We start from the raw sequence: 16,604 nt of genomic DNA, 5'->3' as shown, positions 1-16,604 counted from the left end.
CCGCTTCCTCCTGTGAGGATCGTCCGACCTACTTGAAAAATTTGTAGTAGGACGAAATCTGGGCGGCGGTGTTGGACGAAAGATTGAGCTTGATGCCGATCTTGTCACCGCGATACCAGCGGACCATGCCGGTCAGAAATCCGAGTTCTTCGCTGCGGATCGTCACTTCCTGTCCGGTGCGTGCATTGATGTCGAAATAGAGCTGAAAGCAGATGCCTTCTGCGGAAAGATCCGTAACGATGCCGTTGCTCGCACCCGTCTTGCAGGTCACCGTTCCGGTAATCTTCGTCTGCGTGCGCGCTGCCGTGCGCTGAACACTGTCCTTGTAGGCCATGTGAACCCTCGATCTGAATTGATCAGCCTCGATCATCTCACGCAAAGATTGAATTCCTCGCTAACAAAAATGCCCGCATTCGAGCAAACTGCATCAAATGCGGGCATAATAGCGCAATACCACAGAAACGTGCTTCGCTCTGACACGAACCGGGCGGCTATCGCGCCCGGCCCTTATTGCTTGCGCATGTCGTTATCGCAAAAGCGCTACGCACTTTTGCGCGGCGGCGTCAGCCAAAGACCCGGCCGAAAATCGTGTCGACGTGCTTGGTGTGGTAGCCGAGATCGAACTTTTCGCGGATGTCAGCTTCCGACAGGGCCGCGCGAACCTCCGTGTCGGCAAGCAACTCCTCAAGGAAGTCCTTGCCCTCTTCCCAGACCTTCATCGCATTGCGCTGAACGAGGCGATAGGCGTCCTCACGCGAAACACCGGCCTGCGTCAGAGCGAGCAGGACACGCTGCGAGTGAACGAGACCGCGGAACTTGTTCATGTTCTTGGTCATGTTGTCGGGATAGACGAGCAACTTGTCGATCACGTTGGTCAGGCGGGCAAGCGCGAAGTCGAGCGTCACCGTCGCATCAGGGCCGATCATGCGCTCGACCGAGGAATGCGAGATATCGCGCTCGTGCCAGAGGGCTACGTTCTCCATCGCCGGAATGGCGAAGGCGCGAACCATGCGGGCAAGACCCGTGAGGTTCTCCGTCAGCACCGGGTTGCGCTTGTGCGGCATGGCCGACGAGCCCTTCTGTCCCGGCGAGAAGTATTCTTCCGCTTCCAGGACTTCGGTGCGCTGTAGGTGGCGGATTTCGGTTGCCAGCCGCTCGATCGACGAGGCGACGACGCCAAGAGTGGCGAAATACATCGCATGGCGGTCGCGCGGAATGACCTGGGTGGAAACCGGCTCCGGCTTCAGGCCAAGCGCCTTGGCGACGTGTTCCTCGACGCGCGGGTCGATATTGGCGAAGGTGCCGACGGCGCCGGAGATGGCGCAGGTCGCGACTTCTTCACGGGCCGCGATAAGGCGCTGCTTGCAGCGATCGAACTCGGCATAGGCAAGCGCCAGCTTGACGCCGAAGGTCGTCGGTTCGGCATGAATGCCGTGCGAGCGGCCGATCGTCACCGTATCCTTGTGCTCAAAGGCGCGGCGCTTCAGTGCTTCGAGCAGCTTGTCGATATCAGCAAGCAAAAGGTCGGTTGCGCGCACGAGCTGTACGTTGAAGCAGGTGTCGAGCACGTCGGAGGATGTCATGCCCTGGTGGATGAAGCGGCTGTCGGGGCCGACGAACTCTGCCAGATGCGTCAGGAACGCGATGACGTCATGCTTTGTGACGGCCTCGATTTCGTCGATCCGGTCGACGTCGAATTTGGCGGCGCCGCCTTTTTCCCAGATCGTCTTTGCGGCATCCTTCGGGATCACGCCGATTTCGGCCAGCGCATCGCAGGCATGGGCCTCGATCTCGAACCAGATGCGGAACTTGGTTTCCGGCGACCAGATGGCCACCATTTCCGGTCGGGAATAACGGGGGATCATGGGCTCTCAGCTTTCGTCATCAGTGGAGGATGGCTGTGCCTCTAGCAAAGATGCCCGACAAGCTCAACGTTATTGACGGCCTCGCGAACCTGCAAGCCACAGGCTGGCGGCCAGAAGTGCGGCGCCGCCAACCGGAAGATAGAGCCGAACGCCCAGCACAAGGAACTGGTAGAAGGCGACAAGCGAGGTAAAGGCGAACTGGTAGAACCAGGTCCGGGTACCGGTATTGGCATGCCAGCGGGCGTAAAAGACGCGATAGTCGAGTGCGAAGAGCATTGCCGTCACGGCGATCGTGCCGAGCGAAAGGCAGAGCAGATAGGCCGCAAACCGCGTCTCGGCAGGGCGGCCAAGCGTAGAAAACCGTGCGAGGAACAGGGCAGCTGGCCAGGCCAGCATGCCGCCCAGACCATACATCACCAGCAGTTCCACCAGGTGGAAGGTCAGGGCGCCCTCGCGCAGCCAGAGCGCGACCCAGGCGGAAGCGACCATCACCAGCCCCCAGGCTGGCGTGCCGAAGACAAGTTCCGCCGCGGACGGAAACGCCCGCAGGAATCGCGAGCGCTTGAGGGAGGGCGCGGAAGCATATGCTGATTTCACTTCCGCCCCGGCGCCCGTTTCGTTCATTTTGCGATCCGCGTCGGAACCGCAATCCATCGTCCGTCAGTCGTGCCCTCGAACCCGAGCGATTTGACGAGCACCATCACAACGTGGGTTTGCGTGCCGTCGTCATTCATGTGCGTTACCGCACCGCCGATGCGATAGCCCGTCGGGCAACGGCGGCTTTCCGGCACACGGGTATCGTCCTGCAGCACGTCGCTTGCAGGCTTGCCCGCCTTCATCGTCATCGACAGGCGGAAGCCTTTGACCTCCTTCAGGAAGTCCTTGCAGAGCCCACCTGGTTCGAAGCTCTTTTCTTCGAGCGTCAGGCCGTAGGTCTGGCGGAAGGCATCGTCGGCGGCAAAGGCATCGTAAGTGAGGGCCAATGGCGTTGCATTGGCTTCGGTAATCGGATTGTAGGCCGCCAGCAATCCCGGCGCCTCGGCAAGCCTGTAGGCGTCGATCAGCGGAGCGGCGCGCCGATGCGCCTCATGTCTCATCCGGTGCAGGGGGGCGCCATCTTCGCGACCGACTGCGCGCACCGGCGCACCCGGCAGAAAAGTGTCGTTGCGGGTATCGATGACGTAGATCGTGGAATAGGGAAAACCCGAGCCGTCCTGGACACCGTATTCCTCGAACGCAAAGACATATCCATCGGAGGAAAAGCCGATCGGCTGGAATGCGGCATAGTCACCCGCCGATGCCTGCGAGGCGACAAATGTCACCGCCAGGAGGAGGAGCCCTGGCGCTGCCGGGCGCGAGATCATCAGCGGGCCTGTTCGGCAGGCGCTCGGATCGCCTGGATGGCGGAGCGATAGGCATCGACCCAACCACCCTTGAAGATCGCCGAACCGGCGACCAGCACGTTTGCGCCGGCGCCGGCTGCAATCGCCGCCGTTTCAGGCGCAATGCCGCCGTCGACTTCGATCTCGATCGGCCGGTCGCCGATCATCGCCTTGATCCGGCGGATCTTTTCCGCGGTCGCGTCGATGAACTTCTGGCCGCCGAAGCCCGGGTTGACCGTCATCACCAGCACCAGATCGACGGTGTCGAGCACATATTCGATGGCGCTTTCGGGTGTTGCCGGGTTGAGCGAGACGCCGGCCTTCTTGCCGAGCGACCGGACAGTCTGCAGCGAGCGGTGCAGGTGCGGCCCGGCTTCGGCGTGAACCGTCAGGATATCGCAGCCGGCCTTTGCGAAGGCTTCGAGAAAGCCGTCGGCGGGCGAGATCATCAGATGGCAGTCGAAGGTCGCTTCGGTGTAGGGGCGCAGCGACTTGATCACGTCGGGCCCAAACGTGATGTTCGGGACGAAATGGCCGTCCATGACATCGAGATGGATCCAATCCGCGCCGGCATCGACGACATCGCGGACTTCCTGTCCGAGCTTCGAGAAATCGGCCGCCAGGATCGACGGGGCAATGCGGATGGGATGGGTCATGAGAGGCTCCGGCTGTTTCCCGCGCAATAGCACTCCGCAGCCGCGCAAACAACATGCGCGGTGCTAATCGCGCTTTAGTCGCGGCTCGACCATGACGGCACGGGATCGTTTTCGGCAGGTGTGGCGTCGTGGACGCCGCGGGCGATCGCGCGCGCCATCGTCGCGGCGGCGGCAGCACCCAGCTCGAGGAAGTCTGCGAGCTCCAGCGTCCGGCCGCTTGCGCCGGTGGCAAGGGCGAAAATGAGGTCGCCGTCGAGCGGCGTGTGCGCCGGCCATATTGCCCGCGAGAAGCCATCATGCGCGGCGATCGCCAGGCGCTTGGCCTCGGCCTTGGTCAACACCGCATCTGTGGCGATGACCGCAATCGTGGTGTTGGCGGCGGCCGACAAGTTTGCGCCCATTTTCGTGCGGACCTCGGATGCATTCGCCGGCATGGGGTGGGGAAGGCCGAGCCCACCGAACTCGTCCTGTTTCTCGTGAGGGGCGGCCCAGAAGTGCCGGGTGCTGCCGACAGTCGCAGAACCCAAAGCATTGACGGCCACGAGCGCGCCGACGGTAATGCCGTTCGGCAGCACGATTGAGGCGGAGCCAAGGCCACCCTTGAAGGTCGCGGTCAAGGCGCCAGTGCCGGCACCGACCGAGCCGGTGGCAAAATCAGCGTCAGCCTTTTGTACAGCCTCATACCCAAGTTCGCGGTAGGGCGGAAACTGCCCCCAATCCTTGTCGCCGCCATTGATCAGGTCGAACAGGATGGCGGTCGGGACGATCGGCACACGGTGCGGGCCGATCACAAACCCACGTCCCATTTCCCTGAGCGCCGCCTGCGCCCCGGAGGCGGCATCCAGCCCAAACGCTGACCCGCCGGACAGAATGATACCATCGACTGTCTGCACGGTGTTGTGCGGTTCGAGAAGATCCGTTTCGCGCGTGCCGGGCGCGCCGCCGAGCACCTGGACGGCGGCCGTTGCCGGCGGATCGCAGACGATGGCAGTCACGCCCGATTTCAAGCGATGATCTTCGGCATTGCCGACGGAAAGGCCGGCGACGTCGGTGATAAGGTTGCGTGGACCAGGCAGCATCATTGCACTCCGGCGGCGTCGGCAACCGGCACGAAGCGGCCGCTCTGCCATTGCATCAAGCGATAGGGGTTGTCGGCGCGTTCATGCCCCGCATTGAAAGCAATCGGCCCAAGAACCGTCTGGTATGGCCCCTTGAGCAGGGCCTCTGTCAACGGCTTTTCATCCTTCTCGGCCTGGTCCTTGGCCTGCTCGAGAACAGACATGGCGCCGAAGGCCTGAAGCACATAGCCATCGGGCTCGATGCCGGCGGCACGCATCGCCTCGGCTATGGGCTTTCCTTCGGGCGACCGCGCCGCATCGGGCAACGTCAGCGCCAGGACACCATCGGTGAGCGGCTCGGCCACGTCGGCTGCATTCAGCGTGTCACCGCCGAGCAAGGTGAGGTTCGCGCCTTCCTCCTGCGCGTCGCGCGCGATCACGGCAGTATCCTGCCGGTCGCCGCCGGTGAAAACGTGGGTGGCGCCGCTCTTGACGAGCCGCCGTACAAGATTGATCTGCTGTTCCTGGGCCGGCCGATAGGTGTCGGTAAAGACCGGGGTCAATCCGATTTCGCCGAGCGCTGCGCGCACGCTCTCGACCAGTTCGCGGCTATGGATCGTGCCGTCGTCGATCAAGGCGATCGGCTTGTCCTTCCAACGCGCGGTGATCGCAGCAACGACGGCTGCCGATTCGGCCTTGCCACTCGGCGCCAGGCGGAACAGCGGCCAATGCTTCTTGAGTACGTCTTCCATCAGGATGTCGGACCGTACGCTCAACGTCACCGCCGGTATATTGGCCTCGGCGAGGGCGGGCAGTGTCGCGTCGAGGCTCTCGACGCAGAGGAAGCCGATGGCCGCCTCTGCAGCTGCTGCCACAAGCGCCTTGGTCAGCGCTTCTGCACCGGCCGCGTCGCATGTTTCCGGGATGACGACGATTTCGCTGCCGCGATCGCCGGCCTGGAAAGAGGCGCCATCGATGATCTGTTTGCCGAGAAGGGCAAATGGCCCTTCAACGGGGGCAACGACCGCGACCTTGACGCCGGCAGCGGCGGCAGGTGCGGCTTGCGCCATTCCCGCTACGATGAGGCTCAAAACGATCGATCGAAGCATGCAATTCCCCGCTACTGCATAATTCCCAAGCTCGGATTGGTTTCAAGGAAAGATTATGCAGCGAGTCCAAAAATGCTACCGCAATCCTTGGCATGAACTCAATCACCCGCAGCGCTGTAGTGGCCGCATGTTTTAAGGATGTGGCCACCGGCGTCAAAGGAAAAGATGCGAGTGGAAACAACGGGCATCCGATCCGCGCCATGGCCATGTCGCGGATCTGCAAGAATCTCCAGCCGGCGGGTTTCATAATTTACGCCAGCGTCTATATGTGCCTGACCTCGCCCGGAGAGAGATGTGTTGGAGAGAACCCGACTGGACCCGATAAGTTATCGCGACGCCATGAGCCGCCTGGCCGGCCACGTGCAGCTCATCACCGCTGCCAGTGGCGGCGAGCGCCGCGGCGTCACGGTCACTGCTTCCTGCTCGGTTTCCGACAGTCCGCCGACCGTTCTCGTTTGCCTGAACGGCGCCAACCCGCGCAACGACATCTTCGTGCGCGGCGACAGCTTTGCGCTGAACCTGCTCGGTGACGAACACCGTGCGCTCGCCCACGCCTTTTCCGGCCGTGACCAGCTCGACATGGATCGTCGCTTTGCGCTTGGCCAATGGAGGCAGCTGGCAACCGGTTCGCCGATCCTCGTCAATGCGACGGCCGCGTTCGATTGCCGGCTGATCGAGGTCAAGACCATTGCGACCCATCTGGTGCTGTTCGGCGAGGTCGTGGACGTCGCGCTTGGCCCGCCGCGCCCGCCGCTCATTTATGTAGACCGCGGATATCACTCGCTGTAGGTTTTCACGAGGCGTAATTCACTCTCTGCGCTTGATTGAGAAAACGCCTGCAACTTGCTGATATAAAGGCATTACTTCAACCGAAATAGCTTACAACTGAAACTGGCCGTGGCGGAGGATGCATGACGGCACCGGCGACAGGCGTATTGCCCCAATCCATCGATGAAACGATGGCGATGCTGGAGGCACAGGATTATCTCGCCGGCACGGCGCTTGCGACCGTGCTGTTTCTCGCGTTGCGGATGAAACGCCCGCTCTTTCTCGAGGGCGAGGCCGGTGTCGGCAAGACCGAGATTGCCAAGGTGCTGGCTCGTGCCCTCGATCGGCCTTTGATCCGCCTGCAGTGCTACGAGGGGCTCGACGTCGCCTCCGCCGTCTATGAGTGGAACTACCCTGCGCAGATGCTGGAGATCCGGTTGTCGGAAGCGGCCGGAGCGGTCGACCGACGCAGGGTCGAAAGCGACATCTTCTCCGAACGATTTCTCATTCGACGCCCGGTACTTCAGGCGATTTCCGCTGAGAACGGGCGGGCGCCGGTGTTCCTGATCGACGAACTCGATCGCACGGATGAAGCCTTCGAAGCGTTCCTGCTCGAAGTCCTCTCGGATTTCCAGGTCACCATTCCTGAACTCGGCACCATCCGTGCCATTGAGCCGCCTATCGTCATCATCACCACCAATCGCACGCGCGAGATCCACGACGCCTTGAAGCGGCGCTGCCTCTATCATTGGGTCGACTATCCGAAGGCAACACAGGAACTCGAAATCATCCGCCGCAAGGTTCCGGGCTGCAACGCCGCCCTGTCGCGCGAAATCATCGCCTATGTGCAGCGGCTTCGCACCATCGCTCTCTTCAAGAACCCGGGTGTCGCCGAGACGATTGACTGGGCAACGGCCCTGACCGAGCTCGACCGGCTCGCGCTCGACCCCGAAACGATCGCCGATACGCTCGGCACCTTGCTCAAATACCAGGACGACATCGCCAGGATCGACGGAGCCGAGGGGCGCAAGCTGCTCGCCGAGGTCAAGGCCGAATTGCTGGCGGCCGGTTGACGATGGAGCCGGGAGAACATTCGCCTGACGGTGCCATTCTCCCGCCGATCCCGCCCGGTGACGGAAAGCTCGCCGACAACATCGTGTACTTTGCCCGCGCCCTGCGACGCGCCGGGATAAAGATCGGACCCGGGGCGGTGGCCGACGCCATCGACGCGGTGACCCTGATCGGCATCGGCGCCCGCGAGGAATTCTACGCCGCCCTTCAGTGCATCTTCGTCAAGCGCCACGAGGACCAGCCCGTGTTCGACGAGGCGTTTCGCCTGTTCTGGCGCTCGCGCGGCCTCGTCGAGAAAATGATTGCGATGATGTCTCCGCTCGCGCCGCAACGCGAGAGCGAGCGCCAGCGCCGACAGGCCGGCGAGACGCGCGTCAGCGACGCACTGATGTCCGGCCACGATGACACCCGGCCGCCACGTGACGAACCCGAGATCGAGGTCGATGCGCGCTATACGGTTTCGGGGCGGGAGCTGTTCCGCAAAGCCGATTTCGCCCAGATGACGGCTGCCGAGATTACCGAAGCAAGGCGGGCGCTATCGTCTTTGGTGCTGCCGCTCGATCGGGTTCGTACGCGTCGGTACCGCGCTTCGGCGCGGCAAATCCGGATCGACCCGCGCGCGACGATGCGCGATGCGATGCGCTTCGGCGGCGAACTGATCTTGCCGCGCTTTCGCGAACGGCGTCTCGTTCATCCGCCGCTGGTCGTGCTTGCCGATATTTCCGGCTCGATGAGCCAATACACCCGCATCTTCCTACACTTTCTCCATGCCCTGAGCGAAAAGCGCCAGCGCGTTCACACCTTCCTCTTCGGCACGCGGCTGACCAATGTTTCGCGACCGATGCGAAACCGCGACCCGGATGTCGCGCTCGACGAATGCATCTCCGCGGTCAAGGACTGGTCGGGTGGCACGCGCATCGGCGAAACCCTGCATGAGTTCAACCGACGCTGGTCGCGGCGCGTCCTGGGGCAGGGCGCCATCGTGCTCTTGATTACTGACGGGCTCGAGCGGGACGATACAACTGAGCTTGAGCAGGAGATCGATCGCCTGCATCGATCCTGCCGTCGGTTGATCTGGCTTAATCCGCTGTTGCGGTTCGACGGCTTCGAGGCGCGGGCGCGCGGCGTCAAGGCGATGCTGCCGCATGTTGACGAATTCCGTGCCGTGCACAATCTTGAGTCCGTGGGCGAGCTGGTCAGATCGCTGTCGGGTCAAAGGTCCGGAGAGGCCGACCCTCGACGGTTCATGAGCGAGCATCGCGCCTTGCTGGGAGGCAAGTAAAATGCAGGTATCAGCTGACGTCCTCGATCCGCTCGCCGTCGCCGAAGTCTGGGCTGGCGAGGGCCGCCAAGTAGCGATTGCAACGGTGATCGAAACCTGGGGGTCTGCGCCGCGGCCGGTCGGCAGTCATCTGGTGATTGACGGTGCCGGCAATTTCGAAGGTTCCGTTTCCGGCGGATGCGTCGAAGGTGCTGTCATCAGCGAAGCCGCTGATATCATTGAGACGGGAAATCCGAGGATCCTGGAATTCGGCGTAGCCGACGAGACGGCATGGCGTGTCGGTCTTTCCTGTGGCGGCCGGATCCGGGTGCTTGTCGAGCGGGTTGACGGCTGAGCCATGGACCTCACAACCCTTCAGGCATTGAATGCAGCCCGGACGCGGCGGCAAGCGGCTGTTGTCTTCAGCGATCTCGAGACCGGCCAAAGCGTGCTCTGCGTCGCAGGCGAGCGCTGTCCGGCCGAATGGACCGAGGCGATGGCGGCAGCACTTCGCTCCGGCAAGCCCGGAATGATCGTCGTAGGTGAGCGGTCCTTTTTCCTCAATGTCTACCTGCCGCCACCGCGCATCCTGGTTGTCGGCGCCGTCCATATCTCCCAGGCGCTCGCGCGCATGGCGCCCATCGCAGGCTTCGACCTTACTATCATCGATCCACGCACGGCCTTTGCGACGGCCGAGCGCTTTGCTGGCGTAGAGCTGATAGCGGAGTGGCCCGAAGATGTTCTCAACGTCCGGCCGCTTGATCGGTTCACGGCCATGGTCGCCCTCACGCATGATCCGAAGATCGATGACGAACCGATCCGGGCGGCCCTTGATGCCGGCTGTTTCTATGTCGGTGCGCTTGGCAGCAGAAAGACCCATGCAGGCCGCGTCGAACGCCTGCGTCGCCTGGGGCTAACCGACGATGCGATCGCGCGGATCAGGGCGCCAATCGGCCTCGACATCGGCGCGGCGAGCCCAGCGGAGATCGCCCTTGCTATCCTTGCCGAAATCATCGAAGCGCTCAGGCGCCGGGATATCATGCCCGGCAGCGAGGAGCATCGATGAGATTTGGGAGCCTCAGTGTTTCAGCGGCCGAAGGCACCGTGCTTGCGCACGCGGTCAAGATTGGCGATCTTCGATTGCCGAAGGGGCACGTCCTGACCTCAGCCGATATTGCTGCATTGGTTCAGGCGGGCACCGACGAAGTTATCGTCGCCCAGCCGGATCGGGGCGATCTGCTGGAGGATGAAGCGGCGGCCCGGATCGCTGCGGCGATCGCGCCCGACCATCTGCGGTTCTCGGCAGCGGCAACCGGCCGCGTAAACATCTATTCCCGCGTACACGGACTGTTCGTCGCCACCCGCGACACCGTCGACCGGTTGAACCGCATCGACCCGGCCATCACGCTCGCCTGTCTTGCAGATCATGTGCCGGTGCAGCCCGGCGACATGGTGGCGACGATCAAGATCATCCCGCTTGCGGTGGCAGGCTCGCTCGTGGCGAAGGCGGAAACGCTGCTACGCCAACACACAACCTTCGAGGTCAAACCCTTCGCCCCGCGCGACGCGGCACTAATAGCAACCGAGTTGCCATCGCTGAAGCGCCAGGTCATGGACAAGACCCATGCCGTGCTGGCTGCGCGCCTGCGGCAATCCGCAAGCCGGCTAACGACCGAGCGGCGCGTCGCCCATACGGAAGACGCCGTGGCTGCAGCCATCGGCGATTTGAAGGCAGACCACGACCTCATCGTCGTCTTCGGCGCGTCGGCGGTTGCCGATTCGGATGATGTCATTCCGGCCGCCATCCGCCTTGCGGGCGGCACTGTCGATCATGTCGGCATGCCCGTTGATCCCGGCAATCTCATCGTGCTCGGCCGCGTCGGCACGGTGCCGGTGGTCGGAGCGCCCGGCTGTGCGCGGAGCCCGCGTGAAAACGGCTTCGATTGGGTGCTCGATCGCATCCTCGCCGGCGAATGGCCAAGCCCGCATGACATTACCGGGCTCGGCGTCGGCGGCCTGCTGAAGGAGATACCCACCCGCCCGCAGCCGCGAGAGCCCGTTGCCTCCAAAGCTCTGGGCCCGGTGGAAACCGTCGTGCTGGCAGCGGGTCGTGCAAGCCGCATGGGGCCGGAGGGCGGCCACAAGCTGCTCGCGACCTTCGGTGGCGTGCCCCTCATCCGTCGCACCGTCGTCAGCGCGCTTGCAGCCGATATCGGCCGGGTGATCGTTGTCACCGGCCATCGGGAGGCCGAAATCCGCGCTGCACTCGGCGATTTGCCGGTGACGCTCGTTTCCAATCCCGATTACATGTCCGGTATGGCATCGTCGCTGACATCAGGGCTTTCGGCACTCGATCAAGGAGCGGGCGGCATGCTGGTGATGCTCGCCGACATGCCCGGGATAACGGCAGGCGATCTGCGCCGGCTCGTCGATACATTTACCGCTGAAGGCGGGCGGGCAGTGATTCGAGCAACGGCCGATGGCCAGCGCGGCAACCCGGTTATCCTGCCGCGCCAGACATTTGCTGCCATCAGCCAGCTGGTTGGCGATGTCGGCGCAAGGCATATCGTCGAGAGATGTGGCCTGCCGGTGGTCGACGTCGAGCTTGGAGCAGCTGCGCGTCTCGACCTCGACACACCGGAGCAGATCATCGCTGCCGGCGGCATATTGGAGGAGTGACAGCATGGACAATGCGGCAATCGAAGAGATGTTCGAAACGCTTGGGGCCGTGACCATCAAACGCATGTTCGGCGGCAAGGGCGTCTATTTCGAAGGCATCATCTTCGCGCTTGAAGTCGATGGCGAAATATTGCTGAAGGGCGACGACAGGACAGGCCCGACCTTCGAAGCGGCCGGATCCAGACAATGGGCCTATGACGGCAAGGGGAAAACGGTGAAGATGCCCTATTGGAGCATCCCGGAAGAAGCGTACGACGATCCGGACGAAATGGCGCGGTGGGTCAGGCTTGCCTATGAGGCGTCGCTGCGGGCCAAAAAATAGAATCGACGACGGAGTTTAATTGGCGTCAACCAGCGCCTTCGTCTGCACGCGAATGGCACGGACGGCGTCGGCGGCAAACCGCGAAAGCGGCTGGGGCAGGGCATCGAGATCGTACCAGCCGATGTCGGAAAGCTTGTCCGGTTCGGTCAGTTGCGGTTCGCCCGAAAAGTCGTCGGTCACGTAGATCATCGAGATCCAGTGCTGACGATCTGCTTCGATCAGTTGTTCGCTGAGGCAGAGAAAGCGGGTCGAGCGGATAGACAGGCCGCTTTCCTCTTCCGCCTCACGGCGCGCAGCAAGCTCGCTGCGCTCCATGTGATCGACCTTGCCGCCCACGATATTCCAGTGGCCGGCCTCGGGCGCCTTCAAACGCTTGCACAACAACAGCTTGCCATCGCGCATGATCGCTAGTCCGCAACCGAAGCCCGGAAAGTCGATGCCTGGCCGACCCATTGATAGGATCAGGCCTTGCCGGCGATCAGCATGAATGCGGGGATTTCGTCGCCGAAACCGACAGGTGTCGGGCCGTCGTCGTGATCGCGACGGTGGCGGCTGCGGCGATCGCGGTTGTCGTCATTGGCAGGGTTTGCCGCGCGGACCGGACGTTCCGGACGGTGGCCGTTGCTCTGCTTCGTCTCTGCGTTGCGTGCCGGTTTCACCGATTCTACCCTTTCCACGACTGCTTCAATTTCGGCCTCACTATCGGCACGAACCGTATCGGTTTTGTGATCGGAACGGCCACGTGGCGCCCGGTCCCCATCTTTTTTATTACGGTCCCTGCGACCGTCACGACCGCGTTCACGGCGACCGGTGTCGTGGCTTTCCATCGGCTCGGGAAGGTTCGACAGATCACCGTTCAGCCACTCGACCTTCTGGCCGATCAGCTTCTCGATGGCGTCGGAGAACTTCGTGTCGCGCTTGGTCACCAGCGTGAAGGACGCGCCGGAGCGGCCAGCACGGCCGGTACGGCCGATGCGGTGAACATAGTCTTCCGCATGGATCGGCACGTCGAAATTGAAGACATGGCTGACATCGGGGATGTCGAGGCCGCGGGCAGCAACATCGGATGCGACCAGCAATGTGATGTTGTTGTCCTTGAAGCCGGCAAGCATGGCCATGCGCGAGCGCTGGTCCATGTCGCCATGCAGAGCACCAACCGAGAAGCCATGACGCTCGAGCGACCGGAAGAGGTCGGCGACATCCTTCTTGCGATTGCAAAAGATGATGGCGTTCTTCAGCTCGTCCTGGGCGCGGATCAGATCGCGCAGCACGGCGCGCTTCTCGTAATCCTTCGCGTGCGTCGCGACGAAGCGCTGCGTCACCGTCTGTGCCGTCGATGCCGGACGGGCAACTTCGACCCGTTCCGGGTTCTGCAGGAAGCGGTCGGCAAGCTTCTGGATCTCCGGCGGCATGGTTGCCGAGAAGAACAGCGTCTGGCGCGTGAACGGGATCATCTTGGCGATGCGCTCGATATCAGGAATGAAGCCCATGTCGAGCATGCGGTCAGCTTCGTCGATGACCAGGATTTCGACGCCGCTCATCAAAAGCTTGCCACGCTCGAAATGGTCGAGCAGGCGGCCGGGCGTGCAGATCAGCACATCGGCGCCGCGCTCCAGCTTGCGGTCCTGTTCGTCGAACGAGACGCCGCCGATCAGAAGTGCGATGTTGAGCTTGTGGTTCTTGCCGTACTTGTCGAAGTTCTCTGCAACCTGGGCCGCCAGTTCGCGCGTCGGCTCCAGAATCAGCGTGCGCGGCATGCGCGCACGTGCACGACCCTTTTCGAGCAGGGTCAGCATCGGCAACACGAAGGATGCCGTCTTGCCTGTTCCCGTCTGCGCGATGCCGAGGATATCACGGCGCTGCAGTGCCGGGGGAATGGCACCAGCCTGGATCGGGGTCGGGATTGTGTAGCCCGCATCGGTAACTGCGGAGAGAACTTTTTGGCTAAGGCCAAGGTCAGCAAAATTGGTCAAAGGGAAATCTGTTTCCGTTCCGGTTCGGGAAGAACACTGCTCGATCGGTGGAAAACACACCACCGCGTGGCCGGGCTCTTAAGCCGAATGCCGTCGAAAGTCAAGAAATCCAGCACGTTGAAGCTGGAAAAGGTTGATGGCAACGAATCTGTTGCGTTTCTTGTCAAGTAGCACGGGCCGAGCGGGTCGGCATGATGCTCATTTCATGTAGCTCGCGAGCTTGCTGCTGGCGTTGAGAAACCGCATGGGGTCGACTGCCTGACCGTTCAGCCTGACCTCATAGTGCAGGTGCGGGCCTGTCGAACGACCGGTGTTGCCGGACTTGGCAACGACATCACCGGCCTTGATCCGGTCGCCGACCTTGACGAGCACCGTCGAGAGATGGGCATAGCGACTGGAAACGCCATTGCCATGATCGATCTCGACCATGTTTCCATAGCCACCCGTCAGCCCGGCAGTCGTCACGGTGCCCGGAGCCGTCGCGCGGATGCGGGTGCCGACGGTGGCGCGAAAGTCTATGCCCGCATGCAGCGCCAACCGCCCGAGAAAGGGATCGAGCCTGTTGCCGAAGTCGCTGGTGATATCACTTGCGGGCGACGGGTTGCCGAATGGCAACTCCCGGACCTGTGCGCGCGTCCGCTCGAGCTCGACAAGCGCCGAGTCAAGCGCGGCAAGCGATCGACCGAAGCCATCGTCATTGACGGGCTCTACGAAAGGTCCGCCGATCGCGCTATCTATGGAACCGGTGGTTTCATCTGAGGGCGGCAATTCGGCGACGTCATTTTCTGGTAGGGCAACACCTGTGCGACCGACGATCTTGCGGATCGCCTCGGACGTTTTGGCGGCTCCGTCGGTCAGTTGCTCAAGCCGCAACATCTGGTCGCGCTCAACATCCTTCAGCGAGAGCGTCACTTTCGAAAAAAGCCGATCGGCGCGATCGGAGGTGCTTTCAACCGTGGCAGGCCGGGCATAGGCGAGGGCCGCAACTCGGGCGGGCGCGGCACCCTGTGTGCCGCTCAGCCCCATCAGTTTTTCGATTGCCTGCACACCGCCCGTGGCATCGGCACGTTCTTCGTAGGCGAGGGGTTCGACCGGTGCAGGTTGGGTGAAATCGGTCGACAGACCAGAATTTTCAGCCCGTTCGATCAGCGCGCCGAGTTTGCCGTTTCGAGAAGAAAGCGCCTGCTGCTGCTGAAGCAGCTTTTCGACTTTCTCTTCGACCACCTGTTGATCGAGTAACTGCCGGCTCGTAACGCGATCGACCTGCGCTCGCAACGCGGTGATTCGATCTTCGTATTCGTGCTGCATGCGCGCTTGGCGGGCGATCGTGCCACCGATGAGGTCGTCGCGAAGAACAAGGTAGGATGTGGCGGCGAGGTAACCGATGCTGAACACACCGGCTGCAGAAACGGCAAGGGCCGCCATCCAAGGACGCACGGTCATGTGACGAACCTTGTCGCCGCTCGCCAGGATCAGGACGTGATTCTGCGCGCGATTTCCGAAGGTGCGATTTGCCGAACGTTCAGACACTCCACCGCTCCCGCCATGTGCGAATTGTCTCGCATTGCTTGACGGGCATTACACTTCGTTAGGGTTAATATTTGGTTGAGTGCTCGCGCTACGAGAGGTTGTGGAAGCCGTCATCGAGCGATAGAACGATGGCGTCAACCCGGCTTCGGCGCGGGCGATATCGTTGAATGGCGCCTTGAGGGGACCTCGAAAATTGGCGCGAACGAGCTGCTGGAAAGTCGCTGCCGGATCTTTCCGCTCCCGCGCGCACAGGAAACGAAACCATTTGGCACCGACGGCCACATGGCCTTTCTCGTCTTCGTAGATGACGTCGAGTACCGCGGCAGTCTCGAAGTCTCCGGTCTCGCGCATGCGCGCCTGCAGCGCCGGCGTCACGTCGAGCCCGCGCGCCTCGAGGATAAGCGGGACGACGGCCAGCCTGGCGGTCAGATCGTTGCGGGTGTCGTGCGCCGCCTGCCAGAGCCCGTCATGCGCGGGCAGGTCGCCATAGTCGGCGCCAAGGTCGTTCAGGCGCTGCCGAACCATGCGGAAATGCTTGGCCTCCTCGAATGCAACCTTCATCCAGCCGTCGAAAAACGAATTCGGCACCGATTCGGACGCAAAGCGGGCGACGATATCGAGCGCGAGATCGACGGCGTTGAGTTCGATATGGGCGATCGAATGCAAGAGCGCGATCCGGCCCTTGAGCGAGCCGAGCGAGCGCTTCTTCACCTGCGTGGGTGGCGTCAGAACAGGCCTTTCCGGCCGACCCGGACGCAGAGGAACGGGGCGATCCAGCGGCGAACGCAGCGACAGCGCACGGCGCTGCCAGCGCCGTGCCGCTTCCTGGGCCAGTTCCGTCTTGACGGTCAGGTCGGCAGCACTGATCGCCTCAACGGCAGCGCCGCGTAGACTGTGAAAGTTGGGAAGCGTCTTCATTGCGGCCTCGTC

The 16,604-nt window shown here is 62.5% G+C and carries 18 protein-coding genes; 7 read left to right on the top strand and 11 right to left on the bottom strand.

Features of this window, described 5'->3' with window-relative positions:
- Positions 1-28: 28 nt before the first annotated feature.
- The 7 genes from J3R84_RS07715 to J3R84_RS07685 all read right to left on the bottom strand — a co-directional run bounded on the left by J3R84_RS07715 (position 29) and on the right by J3R84_RS07685 (position 6,070).
- Positions 29-334 carry a PilZ domain-containing protein gene (locus J3R84_RS07715; RefSeq protein WP_025427146.1) on the bottom strand — a complete coding sequence of 102 codons (306 nt, stop codon included), beginning with the start codon at positions 332-334 and terminating at the stop codon, positions 29-31.
- A 229-nt stretch (positions 335-563) separates the two neighbouring features.
- Entirely contained in the window at positions 564-1,865 is a 1,302-nt protein-coding gene (purB, locus tag J3R84_RS07710; RefSeq protein WP_025427145.1) for an adenylosuccinate lyase, read from the bottom strand.
- Between the two features lie 69 nt (positions 1,866-1,934).
- Complete coding sequence (locus J3R84_RS07705) at positions 1,935-2,489, bottom strand: hypothetical protein (protein WP_051509166.1); 555 nt, start codon at positions 2,487-2,489, stop codon at positions 1,935-1,937.
- Positions 2,486-3,229: a DUF2259 domain-containing protein gene (locus J3R84_RS07700; protein WP_025427143.1), complete on the bottom strand. Its 744-nt coding sequence runs from the start codon at positions 3,227-3,229 to the stop codon at positions 2,486-2,488. The genes J3R84_RS07705 and J3R84_RS07700 overlap by 4 nt, the downstream gene beginning before the upstream one ends.
- Positions 3,229-3,903 carry a ribulose-phosphate 3-epimerase gene (rpe, locus tag J3R84_RS07695; RefSeq protein ID WP_025427142.1) on the bottom strand — a complete coding sequence of 225 codons (675 nt, stop codon included), beginning with the start codon at positions 3,901-3,903 and terminating at the stop codon, positions 3,229-3,231. Before rpe ends, J3R84_RS07700 begins: the two co-directional genes overlap by 1 nt.
- Positions 3,904-3,977: 74 nt before the next feature.
- Complete coding sequence (locus J3R84_RS07690; RefSeq protein ID WP_084814276.1) at positions 3,978-4,985, bottom strand: P1 family peptidase; 1,008 nt, start codon at positions 4,983-4,985, stop codon at positions 3,978-3,980.
- Complete coding sequence (locus tag J3R84_RS07685) at positions 4,982-6,070, bottom strand: branched-chain amino acid ABC transporter substrate-binding protein (protein WP_057208667.1); 1,089 nt, start codon at positions 6,068-6,070, stop codon at positions 4,982-4,984. Before J3R84_RS07685 ends, J3R84_RS07690 begins: the two co-directional genes overlap by 4 nt.
- A 339-nt stretch (positions 6,071-6,409) precedes the next feature.
- Between J3R84_RS07685 and J3R84_RS07680 the strand changes: the two genes are divergently transcribed.
- From J3R84_RS07680 to J3R84_RS07650, 7 genes are all read left to right on the top strand, one after another.
- Entirely contained in the window at positions 6,410-6,859 is a 450-nt protein-coding gene (locus J3R84_RS07680; protein WP_082523666.1) for a flavin reductase family protein, read from the top strand.
- 122 nt (positions 6,860-6,981) lie between these two features.
- A complete protein-coding gene (locus J3R84_RS07675) occupies positions 6,982-7,911 on the top strand; it encodes an AAA family ATPase (protein ID WP_057208662.1) in 930 nt (309 codons plus the stop codon).
- 2 nt (positions 7,912-7,913) lie between these two features.
- Entirely contained in the window at positions 7,914-9,191 is a 1,278-nt protein-coding gene (locus tag J3R84_RS07670) for a vWA domain-containing protein (protein WP_057208659.1), read from the top strand.
- Between the two features lies 1 nt (position 9,192).
- Complete coding sequence (locus J3R84_RS07665) at positions 9,193-9,525, top strand: XdhC family protein (RefSeq protein ID WP_057208657.1); 333 nt, start codon at positions 9,193-9,195, stop codon at positions 9,523-9,525.
- 3 nt (positions 9,526-9,528) lie between these two features.
- The gene (locus J3R84_RS07660; protein WP_057208654.1) at positions 9,529-10,236 is read left to right on the top strand and encodes an XdhC family protein; all 708 of its coding nucleotides are present in this window, start codon (positions 9,529-9,531) and stop codon (positions 10,234-10,236) included.
- Positions 10,233-11,849 carry an NTP transferase domain-containing protein gene (locus J3R84_RS07655; RefSeq protein WP_057208650.1) on the top strand — a complete coding sequence of 539 codons (1,617 nt, stop codon included), beginning with the start codon at positions 10,233-10,235 and terminating at the stop codon, positions 11,847-11,849. Before J3R84_RS07660 ends, J3R84_RS07655 begins: the two co-directional genes overlap by 4 nt.
- 4 nt (positions 11,850-11,853) lie before the next feature.
- On the top strand, positions 11,854-12,171 hold the full coding sequence (locus tag J3R84_RS07650) for a TfoX/Sxy family protein (protein ID WP_025427133.1): 318 nt from the start codon (positions 11,854-11,856) through the stop codon (positions 12,169-12,171).
- A gap of 15 nt (positions 12,172-12,186) precedes the next feature.
- Here the strand turns inward: J3R84_RS07650 and J3R84_RS07645 are convergent, their stop codons facing one another.
- The 4 genes from J3R84_RS07645 to J3R84_RS07630 form a co-directional block, all read right to left on the bottom strand.
- Positions 12,187-12,624 (bottom strand): NUDIX hydrolase, encoded by a 438-nt coding sequence (locus J3R84_RS07645; protein WP_025427132.1) that lies wholly within the window; start codon positions 12,622-12,624, stop codon positions 12,187-12,189.
- A gap of 8 nt (positions 12,625-12,632) precedes the next feature.
- A complete protein-coding gene (locus J3R84_RS07640) occupies positions 12,633-14,144 on the bottom strand; it encodes a DEAD/DEAH box helicase (protein ID WP_025427131.1) in 1,512 nt (503 codons plus the stop codon).
- A 198-nt stretch (positions 14,145-14,342) separates the two neighbouring features.
- Positions 14,343-15,674, bottom strand: a complete 1,332-nt coding sequence (locus J3R84_RS07635; RefSeq protein WP_025427130.1) for a M23 family metallopeptidase — start codon at positions 15,672-15,674, stop codon at positions 14,343-14,345.
- A gap of 48 nt (positions 15,675-15,722) precedes the next feature.
- Positions 15,723-16,592: a ferritin-like domain-containing protein gene (locus tag J3R84_RS07630; protein ID WP_057208648.1), complete on the bottom strand. Its 870-nt coding sequence runs from the start codon at positions 16,590-16,592 to the stop codon at positions 15,723-15,725.
- Positions 16,593-16,604 lie beyond the last annotated feature (12 nt).

The sequence above is a fragment of the Ensifer canadensis genome (assembly GCF_017488845.2).
GTDB lineage: Bacteria > Pseudomonadota > Alphaproteobacteria > Rhizobiales > Rhizobiaceae > Ensifer > Ensifer canadensis.
The sequence above is the reverse complement of the archived record's forward strand: the minus strand, read 5'-3'. Positions and strand labels throughout refer to the sequence as shown.

Coding starts and splice junctions, on each gene's coding strand:
- J3R84_RS07715 (WP_025427146.1), bottom strand. CDS start 334: ATGGCCTACAAGGACAGTGTTCAGCGCACGGCAGCGCGCACGCAGACG.
- purB (WP_025427145.1), bottom strand. CDS start 1,865: ATGATCCCCCGTTATTCCCGACCGGAAATGGTGGCCATCTGGTCGCCG.
- J3R84_RS07705 (WP_051509166.1), bottom strand. CDS start 2,489: ATGAACGAAACGGGCGCCGGGGCGGAAGTGAAATCAGCATATGCTTCC.
- J3R84_RS07700 (WP_025427143.1), bottom strand. CDS start 3,229: ATGATCTCGCGCCCGGCAGCGCCAGGGCTCCTCCTCCTGGCGGTGACA.
- rpe (WP_025427142.1), bottom strand. CDS start 3,903: ATGACCCATCCCATCCGCATTGCCCCGTCGATCCTGGCGGCCGATTTC.
- J3R84_RS07690 (WP_084814276.1), bottom strand. CDS start 4,985: ATGATGCTGCCTGGTCCACGCAACCTTATCACCGACGTCGCCGGCCTT.
- J3R84_RS07685 (WP_057208667.1), bottom strand. CDS start 6,070: ATGCTTCGATCGATCGTTTTGAGCCTCATCGTAGCGGGAATGGCGCAA.
- J3R84_RS07680 (WP_082523666.1), top strand. CDS start 6,410: ATGAGCCGCCTGGCCGGCCACGTGCAGCTCATCACCGCTGCCAGTGGC.
- J3R84_RS07675 (WP_057208662.1), top strand. CDS start 6,982: ATGACGGCACCGGCGACAGGCGTATTGCCCCAATCCATCGATGAAACG.
- J3R84_RS07670 (WP_057208659.1), top strand. CDS start 7,914: ATGGAGCCGGGAGAACATTCGCCTGACGGTGCCATTCTCCCGCCGATC.
- J3R84_RS07665 (WP_057208657.1), top strand. CDS start 9,193: ATGCAGGTATCAGCTGACGTCCTCGATCCGCTCGCCGTCGCCGAAGTC.
- J3R84_RS07660 (WP_057208654.1), top strand. CDS start 9,529: ATGGACCTCACAACCCTTCAGGCATTGAATGCAGCCCGGACGCGGCGG.
- J3R84_RS07655 (WP_057208650.1), top strand. CDS start 10,233: ATGAGATTTGGGAGCCTCAGTGTTTCAGCGGCCGAAGGCACCGTGCTT.
- J3R84_RS07650 (WP_025427133.1), top strand. CDS start 11,854: ATGGACAATGCGGCAATCGAAGAGATGTTCGAAACGCTTGGGGCCGTG.
- J3R84_RS07645 (WP_025427132.1), bottom strand. CDS start 12,624: ATGGGTCGGCCAGGCATCGACTTTCCGGGCTTCGGTTGCGGACTAGCG.
- J3R84_RS07630 (WP_057208648.1), bottom strand. CDS start 16,592: ATGAAGACGCTTCCCAACTTTCACAGTCTACGCGGCGCTGCCGTTGAG.